This window comes from Desulfotomaculum defluvii, assembly GCF_054657375.1.
Genome location: NZ_BAAHYV010000006.1, coordinates 425206 through 446257 on the forward strand (window position 1 = coordinate 425206; position 21052 = coordinate 446257).

Below are 21052 nucleotides of genomic sequence, written 5' to 3' on the forward strand. Positions count from 1 at the left end.
ATGCGAGTTCAACTAATTGAAGTTTCTCGGGGTATTGCCGCTGCGGCCTGGCAGAATGGCCAACTGGAAGCACTAACTCTACCCCATATCAACACAGATGAAGCCATTGTGACCCTAGGTGATTATCTAAAAATGGATTCGAGTCTTTTCAGGCTAATTGATGATTTGGATTCTTACCAACTGGAACTTGAAAGAGCAGTTAGCCAATATTTTGAAGGGAAACCTGTAACATTTAATATGCCCCTTAACTGGGATAGGTTAACACCCTTTCAAGGGAAGGTTTTAAAGGTTGTTAAAAATATACCTTATGGGACGACTATGAGTTATGGTGAGATTGGTCAAGTCTTAGGTTATCGGAGTGGTGCTAGGGCTGTGGGAGGGGCAGTGGGCGCCAACCCTTGGCTGCTGGTAGTACCCTGTCACAGGGTGTTGGCAGCAAACAAAGGGTTAGGTGGATTTAGTTCTGGCCTTGGATGGAAAGAAGTGCTTTTGCAAATTGAAAAGATCCAATATAAAACCAGCGACGGTAAATAGTCGCTGGTTTTTCATTTTATATATTCGTAGGGAAAGGTCCCAGTGCCGTTCCGCCTGAATACTAACGACACAAAATAACAATAAAAACGGTAATAAATGGTAATAAATGGGAATAAATATGGTAAGAGATCATATACTTAAGGGGTGGTTTTTTTGCTGAAGAAATGGCTTGTTCTTTGGGTGTTTTTAATTGCCATGCATTTACCGTTTAATTCTGCCTATGCTGAAACTCCCGTGGCTGTAGATGGCAGGCTAATTAATGGTTGTCAATCAATGCTAATGGAAGGGCAGATTATGTTACCACTACGTCCAATTTTTGAGGAAGCTGGGTATAGGTTAGAACCCAATATTCAAAATGGGGTTATTGTGGGATATAAAGGGAAGGGGTTTGTTCAGATCCATCTTGGACAACTGGAGATGATATTGGGCCAAAATAAAATCAAATTATCTACTATACCCCAGATAACTTTAGGTAAGACTTATTTAGGGGTTCAAGATATTTGTAGAATCTTAAATTTAGAAAAAAAAGAGGAACCAGGCTTACATCTAATTTCTCTTTTTCATAGTCAGGAAATGACTGAAGAGGGAGTTATTTCTCAACTGTTGGCCGCAGACAGACAGATGCTTCGGGTGGAATATTTTAATAACCAAGAATTTTTAGCTGAGCATCAAATTGCACCTTCTCCCAAAATAAAAAATAAAGAAGAATTAATAGATCATCTTAGTAGCTACTGGGATGAAACTTTTATAGACAGACTCTGGCAAGAAGGTTCTCAAAATGACCACTATATTGGCTTTTTCTCCGAAGGCTCCATACCCTTACTTTATAATAAAGAATTAAATGTAATTGCCTTATCTCCAGAGGAGGCCCGGATCCATGTGCTGATGCCTGCCTGGGATAAAGATAATCTTACAGAATTTGAAGAGATTATTTATACTTTGCAAAAAAATGAGTTGGGGAAATTAATCATAAAAGATATTCGATACCAATAAAAAGTAAAAAATAGTAAAGGCCCACAGTGGGCCTTTACTTTATTAGTTGCGCTTAGAACTTCCTTTTGATTGATTACATACGGAGAAAGCCTTTCCTACCTGACGCCCCATAGGTGCTCCCATGAAGGTTGCTAATCCTAAACCAAAGGCAATTGCTGTGGGAAAAACCCACCAAGCGTGACGCTGCTTTTCTGAAGCAATGATCATGGTTTATCCCTCCTGATGTTATTGTTCCATGAAAGGATTGGTTTCATCCAAAACAATAAATACTTATGCCAAAAAACAGCCGCCCCGGAGGCAGAGGGCGGCTCTTAGAGGAGGAGGCTGTTGGAATGAAAATTTAGTATTTATTATTTTTAATAATGTGCAGGAATTCTATAATTTAGAACAGGAAAAAATAGCGGAAATATACAAATAATACCAATGCTTAGCATTGGTATTATAAAGTGGCGGAGCTGACGGGAGTCGAACCCGCGTTCTCCTGCGTGACAGGCAGGCATGTTAGGCCACTACACCACAGCTCCATATATTATTGGTGGGCGATGACGGGATCGAACCGCCGACATCCTGCTTGTAAGGCAGGCGCTCTCCCAGCTGAGCTAATCGCCCGTGTTTAACTGACAATTGATATATTAACAAAATAATAACATTAAGTCAACATTGTTTTACATATTTTTATCGTTTTTTTCAAATTTGAAAAAAATAAAACCACAAATACAACCATAAGTTACCTTGTCCATGGTACCCTCTAAAACACTAAGAATTCTTACTGGACTATTAGGAATATAGATGTCTTGGTTACAATAAGGGCAATATTGGGTCTTGGTCTCAAGATGCCCTTGAATATAGGACAAACCTGAAGCTGAAGTACGGTGGACAGAAAATGTGTCTATATTAATTTTAGATACTCTATATTTATCAAGAATACAACGAATGTCATGCAACATTTGATCGCGATATTTCCCATGTTGATTCTTTAAAAAGCGTTGAATTGAAAATTTAATCCTATCAATATCCGTTTTGGTGGGATAATAGAGTATGTCTGTTGTCAACAAATGTACCTCCAAAAGCACTTTATAGTGAGTATAGACAGTTTTAGTAAACAAACATACTAGTGGGCCCTAGGCTGTGAGACATTAGCTAAAGATCCTTAAGCAAACATGTATAAAAGCCCAAGGCCACCCATACTCAATAGCCCACTGCCTTCTCCCAAGCTTAAAAGGTTGATCTTAAGGCTGGAGGCTGATTGGAAAAGTTGTTTTTTATGAAGAAACAATTTGTAGTTGACTTGCCTATTCATTTCTGTTAACATAAATCTTGTCGATGGGCGATTAGCTCAGCTGGGAGAGCGCCTGCCTTACAAGCAGGATGTCGGCGGTTCGATCCCGTCATCGCCCACCATCATCATGCTGCTATAGCTCAGTAGGTAGAGCGTATCCTTGGTAAGGATAAGGTCACCGGTTCAATCCCGGTTAGCAGCTCCAAGCCTAGGATCTTGCAATGCAAGGTCCTGTTTTGTTTTATACAATACCACTTGCATTCTAAGTGTGACTTTGATACTATAGCAATTGAATTAAGCTAAAAACATATTTTACATTAACATGCTGGGGTAGCTCAGTTGGTAGAGCAATTGATTCGTAATCAATAGGTCGAGGGTTCAAGTCCCTTCCTCAGCTCCACTGTGAAAAACGCTTTGGTAAGTATAAAACGCTATATTTTTTTTAAGATGTGTTTGGCTAAAGCAGGAGTAAAAAAACCGGACGGTATATACCGCCCGGTTTTAATCTATCTAGGGTTTTGTGCTATTTGTGAACCAGTGAAGGTAATGGGTCCAATAACATTAGCCTGACCGCCATCAATAATTTGAGCAGTTACGAAATAAGGTACTATAGAGTCATCGTGGCAATGATGATCATCTTCGCAGGGGTTTTTATGACCATTTTTATCTAGGGGTAAATCAACGTGGGTAAAGGTTGTAGTTTGGAGGTTCTCCTCCTCTGCATTGGCACTTTGACAACAGCTAAAAATCAGTTTGCGATGGTTATTATCCCCTCTAAAGATTTTGAATAATACATCAACTTTATTATTCTGTCGGAGATCATCATTGGCATTGGCAATAGCTTCCCAGCCAACTGTACAGGTTAAAAATACACGATCACACTCATCCTCGATTCTAAGTACGTCCTCATCTGTTAATGAAGCGATAATGGTAGGTTCAGCATTAAGTGGTATTGAGGTAGCTCCACAGGTGTTAGGACCCAGGGTAAAGGCTTCAAATTCAGTTAATAAACCTGGGCGCCTATTATTAAAAAGAGAGCTAGAAGATACAACTTCGTCAGTGGACTCTGTTAACTCCTTTGCGTCTTTAGTCATAAAACAGACCTCCCCTTGCGTTTTTATATTTTATATATAGTATGCAGGGGAAATGGTAGTGTGAGGGAATATTGTAATTAATTAACTAAAATGGCCATTAGCTAATAGCAATTAGTCATGAGTAGAAAGTAGAAAGTTGGATAGAAAATTAAATGATCTTTGGGTAAGACTCCCCCTGTCGTAATTGTGACAGGGGAGTCTTATCCAAAGATGGTAACATAAGGTGCCTAGCACCGTTAAAATGATAAGCTTTAGGATAGCAAAAGCAAAAAGCTACCAGCTAACTACTGACTTACACAAACCCTTCGTGTTTTTGAATAATGCCAATGGCCTTGTTTACAAGATCATCCTTAGTTTTTAGTGTAAAGAAGAAACCGTGGTTAAAGTCTACCTCACCTAATTGCTCACCAAAACCCTCTGGGTGAAGTGTAGAGGCAGAAAGAAAATCTTCACCTGGATGGCGGTCAAGCCTATCAACAAAGGGAAGTTCAAAGCCTGCTTCCTGAAGTGCTTCTGCTGCACTACGGGCAGCTACTCTGTCGTTAAAGAAAGCATAAAGAATTCGTTGGCCGGGGGATATGGTCATTTGGAACACCTCACATTGTTATTTATTGTTAGTATGACCTCAAATAGTTCTTTATAGACCTTTCTGTGGATTGACGAAAGGGAAAGTTTCTGGCTATACTTTTCTACAGAAATTAAAGAATTAGGGGGAAGTTATGAAAATTGGGATTGACCTGGACGGAACCATTGCTGACAATCTTGAATTGTTGGTTGAGGCGATGAATAGGTTTTGTGGCAAAAACTTACGGGGTGAAGAGATCTACCAATATAACCTATGTAAAGTTTACAATATTAGCGAAGCAGAATTTGTTAAGTTAATGAATGAAGAAGAACAGAAAATCATCTCTAAAAGCCCACTAATTCCTTATGCCAGGGAAAGCATCCAGGATCTGGTCAAGCAAGGTTGGGAGGTCCATATTATTACAGCTCGTAATCCGAGATACCAGAAAATTACTGAAAGCTGGCTGCAGGATCACAATATACCCTATAAACAACTACATTTATTAAATTCCCATGATAAATTGGCAGTTTGCCAGCAGCTTCGAGTGAAATTGATGATCGAAGATAATATTCACAACGCCTATCAGCTACATGAGGGTGGTGTCCAGGTTATATTGTTTGAGGCCCATCATAATAGATATTGGCCATGGCAGGGTTTGCGTTGTACCTCCTGGCAGGATGTTTACCAGACAATTAATAAAATGTTTTAACTGTGTGGCATTCTTTTACGGAGTGCCATTTATTTTCCATTTTTGGTACAGGAATTATGTTTTTTGTAACGAAATGTTAAGTAATAGAGTCTTTACTATAAAACATGTTGGTCCAGTCGGATACCTGTCCTACCCCCAATAGGCATCCGCCTGGCCCAACCAAGGAGGTATAATTTTGAAAGGGAAAAGGTACCTGTTAGTAATTGGGATCCTTATTTTTTCCATGTTAGTAGGTAATTCAGCTTGGGCAGTATCATCACACTTATATAAGGATACTACAGGTAAGTGGTGGGAGCAGTCTGTGGCAGAATGTAGTGCCGCCGATCTGGTAGGTGGTAGGGGTCAAGGCATATTTGACCCCAAAGCATCGGTATCCCAGATAGAGGCCATTGTTTTCTTAAACCGTGCCCTTGGGTATCGTACGGAGGCCGACGATTATAGTATGTCTGCCGGTGACTACAATTTTCCAGCAAATTTTCCTGAATGGGCTAAGAAAAATATTGCCTTTGCAGCTGATAAAAAATACATCTCAAAGTCCGGCATACCAAGTATGCAGCCAAAGAATGCTGCAACTCGGGCTGAGATAGCTGTGCTTTTTGCTAATGCCTTAAATTTAAGTGCAGATGGCTATAAGCTAACATTTAAAGACAAGGATCAGATTCATTCCAGTCTACAGTCCTTTGTGGCCGCAGCTGTGAAGCACGGAGTCATGTCTGGCCGTCCAGATAATACCTTTGATCCTAATGCCGCTGTAACAAGGGGTGAAATGGCGGCGATTATTTCCCGTTTGTTTGAAAATGGAAAAATCAATCCTAACCCTAGCAAGTATTATATTGCAAAAATTAGTAAAGTAGATACGGCTGGTCAGAAAATCACAGTTTTGAGAAACAGCCAATCTGTGACCCTTAATTTAGAAGAAGATACCTTGTTTTACTGGGATGGAAAACGAGTATCGTTAGACTCTCTAAAAGTAAATGAAAATATTAGAATAGCTTTAGGTTCCACCGGTAAGGTTCTGTATTTGGCAAATACTAAAGCTAGCACCAGTGGAAGTGTATCTGTAACCACTACATATAGTGGAACCATCAAGGGGTTAACCAGTGGTAGCCAATGGCTATTATCTTTCCAACCTGATACAGGGTCATTAACTTCTTACCCATTGGTTAGTTCAGTAAAGATAACACAAAATGGTACTACCAAGGATATGGCAGCTTTGGCTATTGGTACACGGGTCGAAATTACAGTGACCAATGGTAGTGTTACTGAAATTAAGATATTAAGTGCAGTTGTGGATAATGGTAAAAAGGGTTATGTAGTCAATATGTATTTGGATTACTTTACAGTGCGTTATGATGATGGTACCAAGGAAGAGATTAATAAAAGTAATGTAAGTACAACTTTTTACCAGTTATCTAGGGGTCAAAGAGTTTCTATTACCAAATTAGGAAACATTGTCTCTAGTATTGTACCCTTAAACGAAGCTAAAAAAATATTCGGTGATGTAATAAAAATCAATTCTTCAAGTATCACCATCGAAGATGGCGATGGCTATGAGCGTACCTTTGATTTAGCCAGCAGTTACAAAGTTAAAGATAAAGACGGCGACTCTATGGATTTAGAAGACGTAGAAGAGGAAGAGTTTGTAGAAATTGAACTAAATAGCAAGGATGAAGCAGTCACCATTAAGCTTAATGATGGTTCATCATCTTCTTCCTCAGCCTTAGAAGGAGAAGTCACTAAACTGGTTACCTCAGGCAACTGGAAAATAACCATTGAGAAGTATGATGGAAAAACTAAAACCTATGATGTAGAAGATGATGTTGACGTTTACGAGGACGGAGATAACGCAGATTTTGATGATATCCGTAAGGGTGATTATGTTAAGTTAAAGTTGGACAGCAGTGATGATGTTACAAAAATAGATATATTAGATGTTGAGATAGTTAAAGGGGAAGTAATTGAGGTGGATGATACTGGAAGTTGGGGTATTACCATTGAAAATTCAAGTGGCAAAGAGAAAACCTATGATGTATCTAAAAATGTAGATGTCTACGAAGGTAGTAAGAGTAGAGACTTTGATGATATCAGCAAAAGGGATTATGTTAAATTAGTCATAGACAATGATAGTGATGATGTTATCTCAATCATTATTACAGATGAAGAATCGGCTAGTTCCTATGAAGGAACCATTACAAAGTTGAATGAAGATGAAATAACAATCAAAGGAAGTAGTACAAAAACCTACGACCTCGCCAATGATGTGGAAATAGAAAAAGATAGTAATGAGATCGACTTGGAAGAGGTATTGATAGGTTCAGAGGTTAAGCTTACTATTGATGATGATGAAGTAATTAAGATAGAAATAACCGATGATGAAGACATTGAGGTTGAAGGGGAACTTTATAGTGTTAGTTCTCGGTATATCTACCTTAAGCAAGACAACGGCAAACACAAACTATATTTTGCTGATGATGTAGAATTGGAAGATGATGATGGAGAAGAAGTTGATTTAGACGATCTGGAGGACTACGAAGGAGATGACGTAGTAATAGAGCTGAAAGATGGAGAAATTGAAACACTGGAAATCCAGTAAAAATAAGGGCAGGCCATGGGGCCTGCCCTTATTCTATATTATCATCTCTTATAGCCACCAATATCTAAGAGTGACTGATAATAATCTAGGTCAGAGAGAGCCAGGTCATTTTCTCCTTCTTGAGGAACTGATCTATCTTGAGTAATCGTTACCGCAGCCATATCCTTTTTGATCAATAGACGGATGTACTGGCTTCGGTTTGTTTCCTCAAAGGAGTCTCTGTTAATTTGAGTAATTTTTTTATCCAAATATTCAATCAAGTCTTCTGGGATACTAATAGTAATAGTCTTATGTCTACGCAAAGAAATGCCTCCTTCACTGGTTTTTTATTATATCCTATGTAACATTAACAGTATTAAATAACCATAAGTGGTAATTAATTTCAAATTAGCACAGAAATTCACGGCAGAAAAAACTTTTGTGAAAATTTTCTGAAGGTATAAGAAAATTTACCACTCATACCTCTGGAGTAGAAACAAATAATATTAATAGGATTTTTTGAAAAGGAGGCATCAGCAAAGTGTATAGCCCGAAGGAATTAGGCCTCAAAGTGAAAAGAGCCCGGGAGCACAGGGCAACAAGAAGTGGACAAGAATTTACCCAAAAAATGCTTGCCTTTAAGATTGGGGAAACATCTAAATGGGTTCAAAAACTGGAAAAGGGCCAGTTTTACCCCGACTGGGAACCGCTAAATCTTATTGCAGATACCTGTGGTGTATCAATCGAATTCTTAATAGGTGAAAAGTTTGAAGAAGAGGTCGATTATGAAGAGGCCATTAGAGGTGGAGAAGTTGCTAGAAAAATAAGACAAGAGGAACTGCCCTTATAAAAGTCAATTAAACGCCTATGGGGCGTTTAATTTTTTTTAATAAAAAACCGAATGCTTGTGGCATTCGGTTAATTAACTGATTATTGTCTTACGCGGTTAAAGCAATCACGGCAATACACTGGTTTGGTACCACTGGGTTGGAAAGGTACCTGAGTAGTACAACCACACTCGTCACAAACAGCTTCAAACATTTGACGCTGAGGACGATAACCATCGTTACCTTGCATCCGTTGCTTACGTGCTGCTCGGCAAGAAGGACAACGGGAAGGGTCATTCTGGAATCCCTTTTCAGCAAAGAATTCTTGCTCACGAGCAGAGAATACAAATTCTGCGCCACAATCACGGCATGTTAGAGTTCTGTCGGAAAACACCAAATATCTCCTCCGAATAAATAGACTCCCTAAAGTTTCCCGGGGCCAACCATATGAACTACCGATACCCTGACACCGATCCATTTTTCGGGAGGAGATAGCCAAGTTAGCGCAGTAAAACTTAGAGGTAATTTAAGTATACCCCCCATAAAAGGAAAAATCAATCAATTCTTTATTTTACTAGGCTTTATTGAATTCAGTGATTAATCGGTCAAAAATAACCTTAACAGGTAAAATATCCTTGATTTTGTGAACATTTTGACCACAGAAAACTAGACCATCATTAATTTTTCCATCACGGCTGTTTGTTAGGGCTTGCATAATGCAGAAAGATTTAGAGCAATGCTTTAAACAAGCTACACATTTTCCAGGTTTGGGGGCATCATTATTAAAAACCCGTGCTACAAAATTATTTTTTAAAGCCCTGCCAGGTAGGCCAACTGGGCTTAAGATTTCAACCACATCTTCTGGAGTAGATTTTAGGTAATGCTTTTTAAAAGCCTCAGCCACGGTACATTCAACACTCATGACAAAACGGGTAGCCATTTGAACACCATCGGCCCCCATTCGAATCATTTCTGCAATTCCTTTGCCATCTACAATACCACCGGCTGCAATGACCGGAATCTTAACAGCTGCCCTTATTTCGGGCAAAATATCTTTAATGGATCGATTGGTACCCAAATGACCTCCAGCTTCGGTACCTTCAGCCACCACTGCTGCACCACCTAGCTTTTCTGCCATCTTAGCAACCTTAGCTGAAGAGACAATGGAGACTATGGGTGTATTGGATTCTTTACCCCACCCAAAGATGTCCCTGGAAAAGCCTGCTCCAGTAAAAATAATGTCAATTTTTTCTTCAATGGCAGTATGCACTATTTTAGAAAACTCTCTAGCAGCGTACATGATATTAATGCCTATGATTCCATTGGGAGCGATTCTACGAGCCTCACGAATTTCATCACGAAGTTCTTGTTCTTCCATCCCAGTGGCACCAATGACACCTATACCACCAGCCTCTGCAACAGCACCTGCCAGTGGGGCTGTTGAAACTCGAACCGCCATACCCCCTTGAATGATAGGGTATTTTGGAGTAAATTTACCAATTGTTAGGGTGGGGAATTTCACTGTTCTTCTCCTTCCTTAAATGCCAAAAACTTAACAACTTATATTATTAAAACAAAAAAAATATTAATTTGCAAACAGTTTATATTTTATGATAAAAGCAAAATAACTATTACTTATTATTTACAAGTATGGTAAGTTTTAACACAAAGTAGAATAAATCATAAAGTATATAAATAGGTAAAAAACTATTTTCCTCCTACACCGAACAATTTCTCTATATTGTTTAAGGTGTGACCCATTGCAAATACGACAATTCTATCATCAGCCAAAATCTTTTCTGTTCCTTCGGGGATAATGGCCCGATCATCCCTTAAAATTGCTCCTACTATTATATTTTTAGGCAAGCCACACTTGGCCAGGGGTTTACCAATTATACGACTACTGGGTGGAACAATTAGTTCTGCTACCTCTGCCTTTCCATTCAACAACATAACCAATGATAATAGCCTGCCACCTTGGATAAAGCGGACGATTTCTGAAGCAGTAATTAAACGAGGACTTACAGCGGCATCTACACCTAGGGTTTCAACAATGGGTGCATAACTTGCTCGGCTAACTTTAGCAACCACCATTTTCGCGCCCATTTGTTTAGCCAGCAAAGAAATCAATAGGTTTTCCTCGTCTAAACCGGTAACGGCAACAAAACCGTCTATTTCTTCAATTCCTTCTCTGCTTAGTAAATCGACATCAGTACCGTCCCCATGTAATATTAGGGCTTCTGGCAACCTTTCCGCCAATTCTTGACATCTGCTATAATCTTGTTCGACGATTTTTACAGCCATACCCATGGAACATAACTTATTTGCTAAGTAATAACCGAGGCGTCCGCCACCAAGGATCAATACGCTATGCATTTTTTTCTGACGGCGTTTCTTAACCTTGGATACCAGAGTGTCAATACTACTGGGTAAACCTAATATATATAGGCTATCACCTGGTAATATTGTGTCCATACCACCAGGAACGATCATATCCCCTCTACGAGAAATAGCTACAATTAAGCAGGAAGGAGGCATATCTAGATCCTTAATATGTTTATTAACAAGATGGTTCATTTTTTCATCTACAGTAATATCGGCCATTTGTATTTTGCCTTGACCGAAGGGTTCGGTGTGAACAGGTAAGGCCATTGTCAACATACGGACAATCTCTCGGGCCGCGGCAAACTCCGGGTTTACAATTAAATCTAGCCCTAAATCTTCTCTAGAAAAGGAAGAATCCAAGGCATAATGTGGATCCCGTACCCGGACAATGCACTTGGGAATACCCAGTTTTTTACCAGTCATACCAGCAATAATATTAACTTCATCGCTGTTAGTTACAGCTAACAAGTAGTCACTATCAACTACATAAGGATCCCGTAAGACCTGGGCGGTGGCTCCGTTGCCTTTTAATATCATGACATCAAGCTGTTCATCTACCTTTGAAAGCTTGTTTTCATCCTTATCCACCACCAGAACATCATGGCCTTCTTCGCATAAACGACTAGCCGTCTCAAAACCTACTTTTCCGGCACCGATAATAGTAATTTTCATAATATAGGCCAAACCTCCGGTAGCATTTTTAATATATAATACTGTAATACTGTATCGAAGGGGAAAAATCAAGTTTTATTTTTTGAAAAACAGATAATAAAAATTGATAAAAGTAAGAAACCGACCCTTGCAGAATTTTACTGCATAGTCGGCCTTTAATCTTTTAAAGAATTAGAATAGAACCTTGTGCAGACCTGGATGGGGTGCTGCAATGACAAGTTGATCCACCATGAAACCACCACCTTGTATTGCATTACTGCCAGCACGAACTGCCGCTGTTACAGCACCAACCTCTCCACTTAGGGAAACAATTGATTTTCCTCCCATACCGCGGGCCAAGCGTACCTCAAGGATGTCCACCGCTGCAGCTTTTACCGCAGTATCAGCAGCAAGCACCGCTGCTGCCACGGAGTAACTCTCAATGAGACCGAGGGACTTAATCTGTTTAACCTCTGTACAACCGGTTAGAGCTTTGAATACGTCAGGATGAATATTGGGTAGCACTGTATCATCCACAATATTCTCCGATCCTCCAGCAGCTTGTCCACTGCGAATGGCATTTTGCACGGCCCCGATGTCACCACCGACCATGACATAATACTTACCTGGACATAAAGTGTGAGCCATAATAAGTTCAACATTAGCTGCTTTTAACATGGCATCAGCTACCAAAATGCCTTTGGCAATATTTTTAACTTCTATTAATCCTATGGCGTGTTTCATTTTACTTTCCCCCCGGATTTAGATTGCTTGAATACCAATCCAACCGTCCACGTTAAATATTTGTCCCGAAATGCTGGCATGTAGGTTTGCACCTAATGCCCCTTCTGGTACGATAGCTATCAGATCACCCCTATTCACCATCTGACCAATATCCACAATAGGTTTGGCTGGGGCACCGATATGCTGGGACAATGAAATTCTAACTTCATGACTGAGAACCGGCTCCAGTTCTAAGGGAGCTTGATGCTCGTAATTTTCCAAGCCTAGACGGTAGAGTAACCTTTTGGTTGGTATACGTCGGTATTCTCGTCTTGAATGAGAGCTTTCGGGCTTGGCATTATGGGGGTTCTTAATGCCCGCACTGGCAAATTGACGTTTTAGTTCAGAGTTAATGCGGCGTGGGGATAGACCCATGGTACAACCGTAGGTGTCACAGGCACCACATTCAGAACACAGGAATGCCTTTGAAAGTACCTCAGACTCATTTATTTGTCCTCTGCCAATTGCCTGCATAATACGATGTGGCTCTAAACCGTGCCCCAGTAGATGACGGGGGCAAACATCTGTACAAGCCCTACAGTTGCAGCAGACAGCTTTGGCACGGTTGGCCATAACAATCCAGGGCAGCTTTTTTTGGACTACTAAGGAATGTCCCGCTGGTAGCACAATAATACCGCCTGTAGTTTTTCTAACGGTGGCATCGGGGTCAATTAGTTTCCCCATCATGGGACCGCCATCAATGAGGGCATAGTCCTTAATGGCAGTCCCACCAGCTAGATCAATGACTTCACGAATTAACATCCCAATGGGCACTTTAACTGTCACAGGATTATTAACGGCCCCGGTGACAGTGACATATTTTTCAATTACAGGTTGTCCTTCCAGTGACTGGGCAATATTAATTAGAGTTTGTACATTGGAGACTACGACGCCCACATTAGGTGGGATGCCCCCTTCGGGTACAATGCGACCTGTAACTTCGTGCACAAGAACCTGTTCGTCTCCTGCGGGATACATATCTGGCAAAAAAAAGAGTTCAATTCCTTGGCTATCCAGCTGTTTTAAGGTCTTTTGCAGGTTGGCCACAGCCACTTCATACTTTTTTTTCAAGGCAATATAGCCTTTGCTAGCTCCGGTAGCAAGCATTACTGCGTTTATGCCGATAATCAATTTCTTGCTTTCACTACCCATTAAATGCTGGTCAGCCCTAAGAAGTGGTTCACACTCCGCACCGTTAACAAGGACTATCTCAGCATTGGCATTTATTTTTACATGGGTTGGAAAACCAGCACCACCTGCCCCAACTACTCCAGCTGCTTTAACGGCGGCGATAATCTCTTCACGCATAATTTCACCTACTTCCTCCGCAGCATCATTACTTACACAATGGACAAGGCATCTACTAAAACACAACGCCGCTGGCGAGTAAAGCTGCGTGCAGAGGTCAGTCCTTCACCGGTGGGTCCGGCAATGGTAAAGGTTGTATAGCCTTCGCCGCCTACACCAATACCAGCATATGCCGGAGCATTTTTTACAAAGATGGTTGTTTCAATGGCCTTGGCATAGCGGGATAGATTATCGATGTTACGTGAATGCATGACTGCTGTATGACGGTTGCCATGCTCTACACTCACTGCTAATTCTATGGCCTCATCAAGATCCCTTACTTGAACGATAGGGAGAACCGGCATCATCAGTTCTTCCAGTACAAAGGGGTGGTCAGCACTAGTTTCGCAAATAATGCAACGTACATTGTCAGGTGCCTGGATGCCAATTTTGCTTAATAGATATGTAGCATCTTTGCCTACAAAATTCTTATTAACCATATAGGATTTTTTGGTCTTAACGGTGCATCCCGACGCAGCTTCTGTTTCTTTTTCTGTTAAAATAACCTTTACCAGACGCTCCACATCTTGGCCAGAAATTAAATATGCTCCATATTTTTTCATACTTGTGATTAATTTTTCAGCTATACACCCTAGGGTAATAACTTCTTTTTCAGCAATACAGGGCAGGTTGTTATCAAAGGAAGAACCAGCAATTATATCCTTGGCGGCTTGTTCGATATCAGCGGTGTCATCAACGACAACCGGAGGATTGCCAGCTCCGGCACCAATGGCTTTTTTGCCCGAAGACATAGCCAAGCGCACTACTGCAGGACCACCAGTGGCTACAATCATATTGATATCAGGATGCTTTAACATGGCATTGGTTGCTTCAATTGTTGGATTGGCAATGGCTGTTAATAAATTAGCCGGGCCGCCGGCCTTAATAATCGCCTCATTGAGAAGATTGATTACTGTGATTGAGGTGTTTTTGGCTGTGGGGTGGGGGCTAAAAACAACCGTATTGCCGGCAGCAATCATGCCAATACCATTATTAATAATCGTTTCTGTAGGGTTAGTTGTGGGGGTAATGGAACCGATTACCCCAAAGGGAGACATCTCGATCAGTGTTAATCCCTTATCCCCGCTCCAAGCCTCAGTGCGGAGATCCTCAGTTCCTGGAGTTTTAGTGGCTGCCAGTTGGTTTTTCAGGATTTTATCACGAATGTTTCCCATACCACTTTCTTTGACAGCCATTTCGGCAAGTAGGGTAGCATTTTGTATGCTTACCTCCCGCATGGCTTTAATTAATTCTTCCCGCTTTTCTATGGAGAGCTTCCTAAGTTGTTTTTGTGCTGAACGAGCTGCGGCCGTGGCCTCGTCGATAGTTTGAAAAATACCGCCGTTAGTAGAACAGTTGCTTTGTTGTTCTTGTACTCTGGCTAATACTTCAGCTGTAATTCTAGAGATTAAGCTTTGGTCAATTGCCACAGTCTTTCCTCCTTCCTATAGGCTTTCTAGACCTGCCTGGGCTACTGTCATGTCTTCATCAACAGAGCCACCGCTAACTCCGATACCGCCAATTAAGAGGTCGTTTTCATAGATAGGTATACCACCACCAAAAATCACTAGGCGTCCTTCGTTAGTGGTGTTGATCCCATACAGCTGCTGCCCTGGCTGGGAGAGTGCTGCAGCTTGGTCTGTAGGCATTTTTAATGCTACTGCAGTATAGGCCTTGTTGAGAGAAAGCGAAATACTTGCTAATAAAGCATTATCTTCTCGGTGCTGAGCAACCAGATTGCCACCACAGTCAACAACTGCAATGACCATCGGAACGCCAATTTCCTGGGACTTTTTTTCAGCAGCCTCGATTATTTTTTTGGCCTTGTCTAAAGTCAGCATGGTTTTCAAATCACTTCTTTTATTAAGCCCTTGGACGATGTTATTGGTAACCTTGACAACCAACTCTTCTTGCTCTACACACCTTGCCAAAACAAATAACAAGTCAGATAGACGATTTAGATAAAGAGCAACGGGTGAAGGAACGAATTCTTGACGCTTAAGCTTGACAACACACCGCTCAGCCCGGCGCACGACGGTTCTTGCCAAATCCAAGGCGGCACTGACAGTGGTGCCGCCCGGTGTGACAAAATGATTATCCGGGATACGCCGCTCTTCCAGTGAGTCGATGATCTGCTCCAGTTTCTGCACATTATCAGAAGTAATACGATACTTGGCACTATCATCTGATTCGGTAGCTAAATCTGCATTTAACTGGATTAATTCTACTTGGACTGGATGAATGACACTGGTCACCCATTCTTTATCTGTTAAGGATTTGGCTAAGCCCATGGCAGCATTGGCTTCATCCACAGTACCATAGGCCTCTACCCTAATATCATCCTTATAAACTCGTTGTTTGCTGAGAAGGCTGGTTTTTCCCTCATCTCCAGTTTTCGTATACACCTTCATGGTAAACTACTCCTCGATTAATCCATTATTTATCTCCATGCTATCGATAATACCCACGATTGCTGCATCCACCGCTGCATTTGGTTTGCCAGTGACGAGGCGGGCGGAACTTCCCTCGACAACAAGGACAGTCTCACCAGTTCCAGCACCAATTGTATCAACTGCCACAATTGGCTCCCTTACTTGATGAACAAAGGTGAAGGGCTGAACAATCAGAAGTTTGCTGCCAGTTAGACTGGTGTCCTTAGGTGTTGCCACCAAAGTGCCGATTACTTTCCCTACCCACATAAAAATCTTCCTTTCATACAACCTGTGCAAATCTGATTAACTATAAATTATTTCAGTATGCAACTCTCTGGCGAGGTCTCGTGCTAAGGGAGTGACAATGGTACCTTTGGGAACAGTAATGATATTGTCTCCATTAAGTACAAGGTTTCTAATAGTTTCTGCATCAAGAATCTGCTTGATAGAAGGCCTTGTAGGAATAACCATGTTCATAGCCTTGGTTAAGATATTTTTTGTTTCTGCTGCTAGGTTTTCCACCTTAGAGAGTTGAATGCCGTAGGTTCCGAGCTTTATGAGATTGGTCTGCAAAGCCTCTCTAAAGGCAGGATTGACCTTTGCCATTGCTACCTGGGGCCGATTATCTGGATCAGCAGCATCAATTGCAGCGATTATGGGTTTATTTTGCATTAAGGCTGATAGAATAAGGTAGGAGGCCATGGTGTCAGCGATGGTATAAGCAATTTTTGCTGCGGTATTTTGGGTCAATACCGGAACAATTACAATGTCTGCCTGGTGCAAAAGATCCTTTGGATAAGGTGATTGGGCCGTAACTAGGTTGATGTCACAGCCTAACTCTTCTTGAATGCGCTTTATTCCCACAATTTTCTCGGCTGCTTCTGAAAGAACCACAGTAAGTGCAGTACCCAGTTCTTTAATGTCTCTTAATTGTTCTAAACCTGTAGAAAGACCGATGGTTCCACCAGTGAAAATAGCCATGGCTTTGAAGCGTGGTCCGGCAGGCAGTGTTTGCTTGGTATCTGCTTGTTGTTTAAGCCTTCGTAATACCTCTGTGGTGATTATCTCCACAAGTTTATCAAGTTCCATGCTAATTCACCCTCAGATCAAGGCTGACTGTATCTCCATTTTTAAGTCCTGCGGCATTTGCTTCATCCGTATCTATATGAAGTTCTAGCAGGAAGTTTGGCTTAACTCGCACAAGCACATTGTCAAGGGTGCCTCCCCGGGGGCCATTTATTTTTACGGCAACATGATCCCCGTCAGCCACCTGGAACTTACAGGCGTCTTCTTCTCCCATATGAATGTGGCGGGCAGCGCAGATGACACCTTTAGTAAGTGTCACTGCACCACGGGAACCTACTATAACAATACCCGGCGTATTTTCCAGGTTGCCAGAATCCCGTAGGGGAGGCACCACTCCCAGGCTGAAACCATCGGTGCGGGATATTTCAACCTGAGTGAATTTTCGTACCGGTCCCAAAACTCGTACGCCTTGGATAACACCCTTGGGTCCCACCAGAGTAACAGTTTCTTTGGCGGCAAATTCCCCAACTTGTTTTAAGTTCTTTAATGGGGTTAGGGCATGTCCTTTACCAAACAAAGCTTCAATGTGTTCCGCAGAGAGGTGGATATGGCGATTGGATACACCAACGGGAATACCTTCTGCCGTCTGTTGGGTCTGCTCTTTGCTAAGCATTTTAGCCACTACCTGGGTTACAATCTGCTCAATCATTTGTTGTTCCATCATCTCACCCCTCTGACTAAAATATGCAATTATTATTCTCCCTTAGGTAGTATTCTTTCAACGTCGATATGGGGACGGGGAATAACATGAACTGATACCAATTCTCCCACACGCTGAGCTGCGGCAGCTCCGCTGTCTGTGGCAGCTTTGACAGCACCAACATCTCCACGCACCATTACTGTGACCAACCCTGATCCGATTTTTTCATAACCTACCAAAGCGACATTCGCGGCTTTAACCATGGCATCAGCCGCCTCAATTGCGCTGACTAGTCCCTTGGTTTCCACCAATCCCAGTGCCTCTCCACGCATATTAGTCATCCTCCTTGTCGTGTTTTTGGTAATGAATACAAGTGGTCCTGGGTTCTCCTTTTTTTCGTCCGCAGGCTGGATCACCACACAGGTTGCAGATATCTTTAGCGTTGCCTACTATTACTTGCTCTTCATTAACCAGGCTCTCTGTAGGTTCAATTTCTTCTATGGTTTCGTTCAACTCTGGCCCAGATAAATTGGTTGGCTCAGGGGGTGTATCTTTTTTACCAACAGTTTCCTTGGTATTGACGATTTTATCCAGGTCGTTGGTTGGTCGCGGGATAACACGTGTGGCATAAACCTTATCGGGATAAACAGCCGCCGCTCCTGCATCCACAGCCGCTTTAACGGCCCCCACATCCCCCTGAAGTTTGATAACTGTCATGCCGCCACCTTTGGTAAGTTCGTAACCTATTAATTCAACGTTTGCTGCTTTTACCGCAGCATCTGCAACTATTAAGCCGGCGGCAAGACCAACCACTTCTATTAGGCCTAAGGCATTTTTAATCATGCATTCACCTCCTGATGGCCCCGGGCAAGTTCCTGCTCTACTTTAATCACGATTTCACGGACAAGCTGGTATAATTGAGCTGTATCCAAATCAAGGGCAGGATCCTCAGTTGGCATATCTTTGAAGGGAAGCCCTTTAACTAAGCGTGCAGCGTTATAGCCAAAGTAACGCCATTCCTCTGGAGTGCCATCACCATCTAAAGAAAACAGGGGCTGATCTTCTGGCAACTTATGATAGTGAATGCATATTCCCGTGGGGCTGATACCGATACCTACACCAAGCTGCGAGGCATTAGCACCTTGGTAGGCAAGGTCAACCCTATCGCTTTGCTCACTCTTTTGCAGCAAATAAGGGACGCCCTCTTCCTCTATACCAGCCTGGATTTCACGTAGTTTAGTTTCACTGCCCTCGAAAGGAACTGTGCAAATAATGATGCTGGGCTTGGTTAAGGTTTTATCAAATTGCATGATTATCACGCCTCATCATTGAGATATGAAAGCACCAAACCAGTAGCAACTGCATTCCTTGGTCCTTCGATACCGCGTATGTTGCCTCGTCCACAGACAATTCCGTATTCTGCGAGGGCATCAGTTACCATATCTGCTACTTCAAAATCCATTGCGGAACCTCCAACTAAGACAACAAATTCGATGTGCCGAATATTGTTAGTAGGAGCAACACGGGCAAGGGAACGGATTGCATTAGTAACAAAAACTCGCTTTTTTGACTCCCGTCTGACATGACGTATTTTATCCAGTGGATGGTCAAAGGGAATAGGAACCATGTCGCCTTCCTTCAAAATAACCACCCGGGCAAAGATATGCGGTGGTAGGTGATTGTCGTAAAACTTTACAGTGCCGTCTTCTAATCTAACATGATATAAACTTTCCACCTTTGCCAGAGGATATTTCTTAATATCCTCGGCCAGGTCAAAATCATTTAAGCCTAACTCCGAGTTAATCAACATGGTTACCATATCTCCGGCACCGGCCAAATGAATAGATATGGGCTGTTTTTCTCTGGTAATAATGGCCGCATCGGTGGAACCGCCGCCCATATCCAAGATAGCCAAGGGGGTATCCGTACCAGGGGTTGTTAAAGCACCATGAATAGCCATGTTAGCTTCTACACCAGCGATAACCACACGGATACCCAATTCTTCTGTCAGCTTATTGGCTATTTGTTGCATTGGTAATCTGCTAGTTTTTACCATGGCCGCCAGGGCCACCGCATTTTCCAGGGCAAATTCACCGGCTAGGCCACCCTGTACCTTTTGGGGTACAAATGTATCAACTGCCAGTATGTCCTGTATGCGCATCTCTGAAAGGGATTGGTTGGTAAGTTCCGCCATCACTTGTCGCACTCTCTCCAGCATGCCGTTGACATGGGTTCCTGCTTCACCCTGTACATCAATGATGGGCTGTACCTGTTCCACAGTTTGCATGATGGCACTTGCCCCTGACTCTATATCCACATCAACCTTGCCCTTCTGACCCTGGATGCTAATGTGCCCTGCTGGTATTGAGCGGGCTTTGACATCACCTTCCGGGGTTCGGACCACTACTGCCGAACGATTACCGATTAATGCCCGAGCAATAGGTACCACCATTTTTGTTTCTTCAGAAGTTAGGTTAAACACCGTGGCAATGCCATAGGGATTAGAAAGGGTAGTAATGGTTTGGCCTGCTTCTGCCACCTCTACTGCCGCCAGCATGCCCAAAGGAACCTTTTCAATCAAGGTTACTTCATCGACCACCGGAATTTTCTTCTGCAGCCTTTTGACAATGAGGACAGCGTCATCTTGACGGGCCACGGCTCCTTGAATATCCACACCCCTAAGCAGGGAGGTATTTATTTCCTCAGCCGCGTCTTCAAAATCAATACCCTTAGGGATGATGCAGATAACCTTTTCACCCGGAGTTACCTCGGAAAGCTCATGGAAGGAAACGGTCATGCCAACACCTAGACCAATGCCCCCGGGAGTAGCTGGATTATGTCCAATCATTGTTGATTCTGTAATAATGGTCTCGGTGATGGTTTCCATAGCCAGATCGCCGATAACAGGAGTAGCCTCATTGAGACGTATTTCATCCAGTCTTATATGATCCAATTCTTCCAGTGTAATTTGAGATTTTTCTATAGCCTCTCGTAAGGCCGTTATTACTCCTGGTACATTGGCCAAAGTCCCCTTGATGCCAGTGGTTTTTGTTATACTGCTGGCCAGATACTCAGTAATTTTTCCCTTTTCAATTTTGGCCAGGCATACTTCAGTGGTGGAGTTTCCGATATCCACACCAGCTATAATAGGCATG

The 21052-nt window shown here is 42.2% G+C and carries 24 protein-coding genes and 5 tRNA genes; 8 read left to right on the forward strand and 21 right to left on the reverse strand.

Features of this window, described 5'->3' with window-relative positions:
• Entirely contained in the window at window positions 1-534 is a 534-nt protein-coding gene (locus ACYQ03_RS04685; protein ID WP_459907998.1) for a methylated-DNA--[protein]-cysteine S-methyltransferase, read from the forward strand.
• Between the two features lie 153 nt (window positions 535-687).
• The gene (locus tag ACYQ03_RS04690; protein ID WP_459908000.1) at window positions 688-1527 is read left to right on the forward strand and encodes a stalk domain-containing protein; all 840 of its coding nucleotides are present in this window, start codon (window positions 688-690) and stop codon (window positions 1525-1527) included.
• A 42-nt stretch (window positions 1528-1569) separates the two neighbouring features.
• Here the strand turns inward: ACYQ03_RS04690 and ACYQ03_RS04695 are convergent, their stop codons facing one another.
• The 4 genes from ACYQ03_RS04695 to ACYQ03_RS04710 form a co-directional block, all read right to left on the reverse strand.
• Entirely contained in the window at window positions 1570-1734 is a 165-nt protein-coding gene (locus ACYQ03_RS04695) for a hypothetical protein (protein ID WP_459908001.1), read from the reverse strand.
• 240 nt (window positions 1735-1974) lie between these two features.
• Window positions 1975-2051, reverse strand: a tRNA-Asp gene (locus ACYQ03_RS04700).
• 9 nt (window positions 2052-2060) lie between these two features.
• A tRNA-Val gene (locus tag ACYQ03_RS04705) sits at window positions 2061-2136 on the reverse strand.
• Between the two features lie 56 nt (window positions 2137-2192).
• Window positions 2193-2579: a hypothetical protein gene (locus ACYQ03_RS04710; protein ID WP_459908002.1), complete on the reverse strand. Its 387-nt coding sequence runs from the start codon at window positions 2577-2579 to the stop codon at window positions 2193-2195.
• A 273-nt stretch (window positions 2580-2852) separates the two neighbouring features.
• Between ACYQ03_RS04710 and ACYQ03_RS04715 the strand changes: the two genes are divergently transcribed.
• The 3 genes from ACYQ03_RS04715 to ACYQ03_RS04725 all read left to right on the forward strand — a co-directional run bounded on the left by ACYQ03_RS04715 (window position 2853) and on the right by ACYQ03_RS04725 (window position 3206).
• Window positions 2853-2928, forward strand: a tRNA-Val gene (locus ACYQ03_RS04715).
• Window positions 2929-2935: 7 nt separating this feature from the next.
• A tRNA-Thr gene (locus ACYQ03_RS04720) sits at window positions 2936-3011 on the forward strand.
• Window positions 3012-3130: 119 nt separating this feature from the next.
• A tRNA-Thr gene (locus ACYQ03_RS04725) sits at window positions 3131-3206 on the forward strand.
• A gap of 106 nt (window positions 3207-3312) precedes the next feature.
• Here the strand turns inward: ACYQ03_RS04725 and ACYQ03_RS04730 are convergent.
• Window positions 3313-3900, reverse strand: a complete 588-nt coding sequence (locus ACYQ03_RS04730) for a hypothetical protein (RefSeq protein ID WP_459908003.1) — start codon at window positions 3898-3900, stop codon at window positions 3313-3315.
• Between the two features lie 292 nt (window positions 3901-4192).
• Window positions 4193-4486, reverse strand: coding sequence for a hypothetical protein (locus ACYQ03_RS04735; protein ID WP_459908004.1), 294 nt, complete (start codon window positions 4484-4486; stop codon window positions 4193-4195).
• Between the two features lie 133 nt (window positions 4487-4619).
• On the opposite strand from ACYQ03_RS04735, the gene ACYQ03_RS04740 reads away from it, so the two are divergent.
• The gene (locus tag ACYQ03_RS04740) at window positions 4620-5174 is read left to right on the forward strand and encodes a 5' nucleotidase, NT5C type (RefSeq protein ID WP_459908005.1); all 555 of its coding nucleotides are present in this window, start codon (window positions 4620-4622) and stop codon (window positions 5172-5174) included.
• Window positions 5175-5349: 175 nt separating this feature from the next.
• Window positions 5350-7767: an S-layer homology domain-containing protein gene (locus tag ACYQ03_RS04745; RefSeq protein WP_459908006.1), complete on the forward strand. Its 2418-nt coding sequence runs from the start codon at window positions 5350-5352 to the stop codon at window positions 7765-7767.
• Between the two features lie 41 nt (window positions 7768-7808).
• Here ACYQ03_RS04745 and ACYQ03_RS04750 read toward each other — a convergent pair whose 3' ends face one another.
• Window positions 7809-8069 carry a ribbon-helix-helix domain-containing protein gene (locus tag ACYQ03_RS04750; protein WP_459908008.1) on the reverse strand — a complete coding sequence of 87 codons (261 nt, stop codon included), beginning with the start codon at window positions 8067-8069 and terminating at the stop codon, window positions 7809-7811.
• 218 nt (window positions 8070-8287) lie between these two features.
• On the opposite strand from ACYQ03_RS04750, the gene ACYQ03_RS04755 reads away from it, so the two are divergent.
• The gene (locus tag ACYQ03_RS04755) at window positions 8288-8596 is read left to right on the forward strand and encodes a helix-turn-helix domain-containing protein (RefSeq protein WP_459908010.1); all 309 of its coding nucleotides are present in this window, start codon (window positions 8288-8290) and stop codon (window positions 8594-8596) included.
• Between the two features lie 80 nt (window positions 8597-8676).
• Here the strand turns inward: ACYQ03_RS04755 and ACYQ03_RS04760 are convergent, their stop codons facing one another.
• The 14 genes from ACYQ03_RS04760 to ACYQ03_RS04825 all read right to left on the reverse strand — a co-directional run bounded on the left by ACYQ03_RS04760 (window position 8677) and on the right by ACYQ03_RS04825 (window position 21051).
• Entirely contained in the window at window positions 8677-8967 is a 291-nt protein-coding gene (locus tag ACYQ03_RS04760; RefSeq protein ID WP_011879210.1) for a zinc-ribbon domain containing protein, read from the reverse strand.
• Window positions 8968-9147: 180 nt separating this feature from the next.
• Window positions 9148-10095, reverse strand: a complete 948-nt coding sequence (locus ACYQ03_RS04765; RefSeq protein ID WP_459908012.1) for an NAD(P)H-dependent flavin oxidoreductase — start codon at window positions 10093-10095, stop codon at window positions 9148-9150.
• 185 nt (window positions 10096-10280) lie between these two features.
• Window positions 10281-11630 carry a Trk system potassium transporter TrkA gene (gene trkA / locus ACYQ03_RS04770; RefSeq protein WP_459908013.1) on the reverse strand — a complete coding sequence of 450 codons (1350 nt, stop codon included), beginning with the start codon at window positions 11628-11630 and terminating at the stop codon, window positions 10281-10283.
• A 171-nt stretch (window positions 11631-11801) separates the two neighbouring features.
• Window positions 11802-12353: a BMC domain-containing protein gene (locus ACYQ03_RS04775; protein ID WP_459908015.1), complete on the reverse strand. Its 552-nt coding sequence runs from the start codon at window positions 12351-12353 to the stop codon at window positions 11802-11804.
• A gap of 18 nt (window positions 12354-12371) precedes the next feature.
• The gene (locus tag ACYQ03_RS04780; protein WP_459908016.1) at window positions 12372-13700 is read right to left on the reverse strand and encodes an SLBB domain-containing protein; all 1329 of its coding nucleotides are present in this window, start codon (window positions 13698-13700) and stop codon (window positions 12372-12374) included.
• 32 nt (window positions 13701-13732) lie between these two features.
• Window positions 13733-15169, reverse strand: a complete 1437-nt coding sequence (locus ACYQ03_RS04785; protein WP_459908018.1) for an aldehyde dehydrogenase family protein — start codon at window positions 15167-15169, stop codon at window positions 13733-13735.
• Window positions 15170-15184: 15 nt separating this feature from the next.
• The gene (locus ACYQ03_RS04790) at window positions 15185-16150 is read right to left on the reverse strand and encodes a cob(I)yrinic acid a,c-diamide adenosyltransferase (protein WP_459908020.1); all 966 of its coding nucleotides are present in this window, start codon (window positions 16148-16150) and stop codon (window positions 15185-15187) included.
• A gap of 6 nt (window positions 16151-16156) precedes the next feature.
• Window positions 16157-16438, reverse strand: a complete 282-nt coding sequence (locus ACYQ03_RS04795; protein ID WP_459908021.1) for a EutN/CcmL family microcompartment protein — start codon at window positions 16436-16438, stop codon at window positions 16157-16159.
• A gap of 36 nt (window positions 16439-16474) precedes the next feature.
• Complete coding sequence (locus ACYQ03_RS04800; protein WP_459908023.1) at window positions 16475-17260, reverse strand: flavoprotein; 786 nt, start codon at window positions 17258-17260, stop codon at window positions 16475-16477.
• A 1-nt stretch (window position 17261) separates the two neighbouring features.
• Window positions 17262-17870 (reverse strand): phosphate propanoyltransferase, encoded by a 609-nt coding sequence (locus ACYQ03_RS04805; RefSeq protein WP_459908757.1) that lies wholly within the window; start codon window positions 17868-17870, stop codon window positions 17262-17264.
• 80 nt (window positions 17871-17950) lie between these two features.
• Window positions 17951-18229, reverse strand: a complete 279-nt coding sequence (eutM, locus tag ACYQ03_RS04810) for an ethanolamine utilization microcompartment protein EutM (protein ID WP_459908025.1) — start codon at window positions 18227-18229, stop codon at window positions 17951-17953.
• Between the two features lies 1 nt (window position 18230).
• Window positions 18231-18740 carry a BMC domain-containing protein gene (locus tag ACYQ03_RS04815; protein WP_459908027.1) on the reverse strand — a complete coding sequence of 170 codons (510 nt, stop codon included), beginning with the start codon at window positions 18738-18740 and terminating at the stop codon, window positions 18231-18233.
• Window positions 18737-19207 (reverse strand): glycerol dehydratase reactivase beta/small subunit family protein, encoded by a 471-nt coding sequence (locus ACYQ03_RS04820; RefSeq protein WP_459908028.1) that lies wholly within the window; start codon window positions 19205-19207, stop codon window positions 18737-18739. Before ACYQ03_RS04820 ends, ACYQ03_RS04815 begins: the two co-directional genes overlap by 4 nt.
• Before the next feature lie 5 nt (window positions 19208-19212).
• Window positions 19213-21051, reverse strand: a complete 1839-nt coding sequence (locus tag ACYQ03_RS04825) for a diol dehydratase reactivase subunit alpha (RefSeq protein ID WP_459908029.1) — start codon at window positions 21049-21051, stop codon at window positions 19213-19215.
• Between the last annotated feature and the right edge of the window lies 1 nt (window position 21052).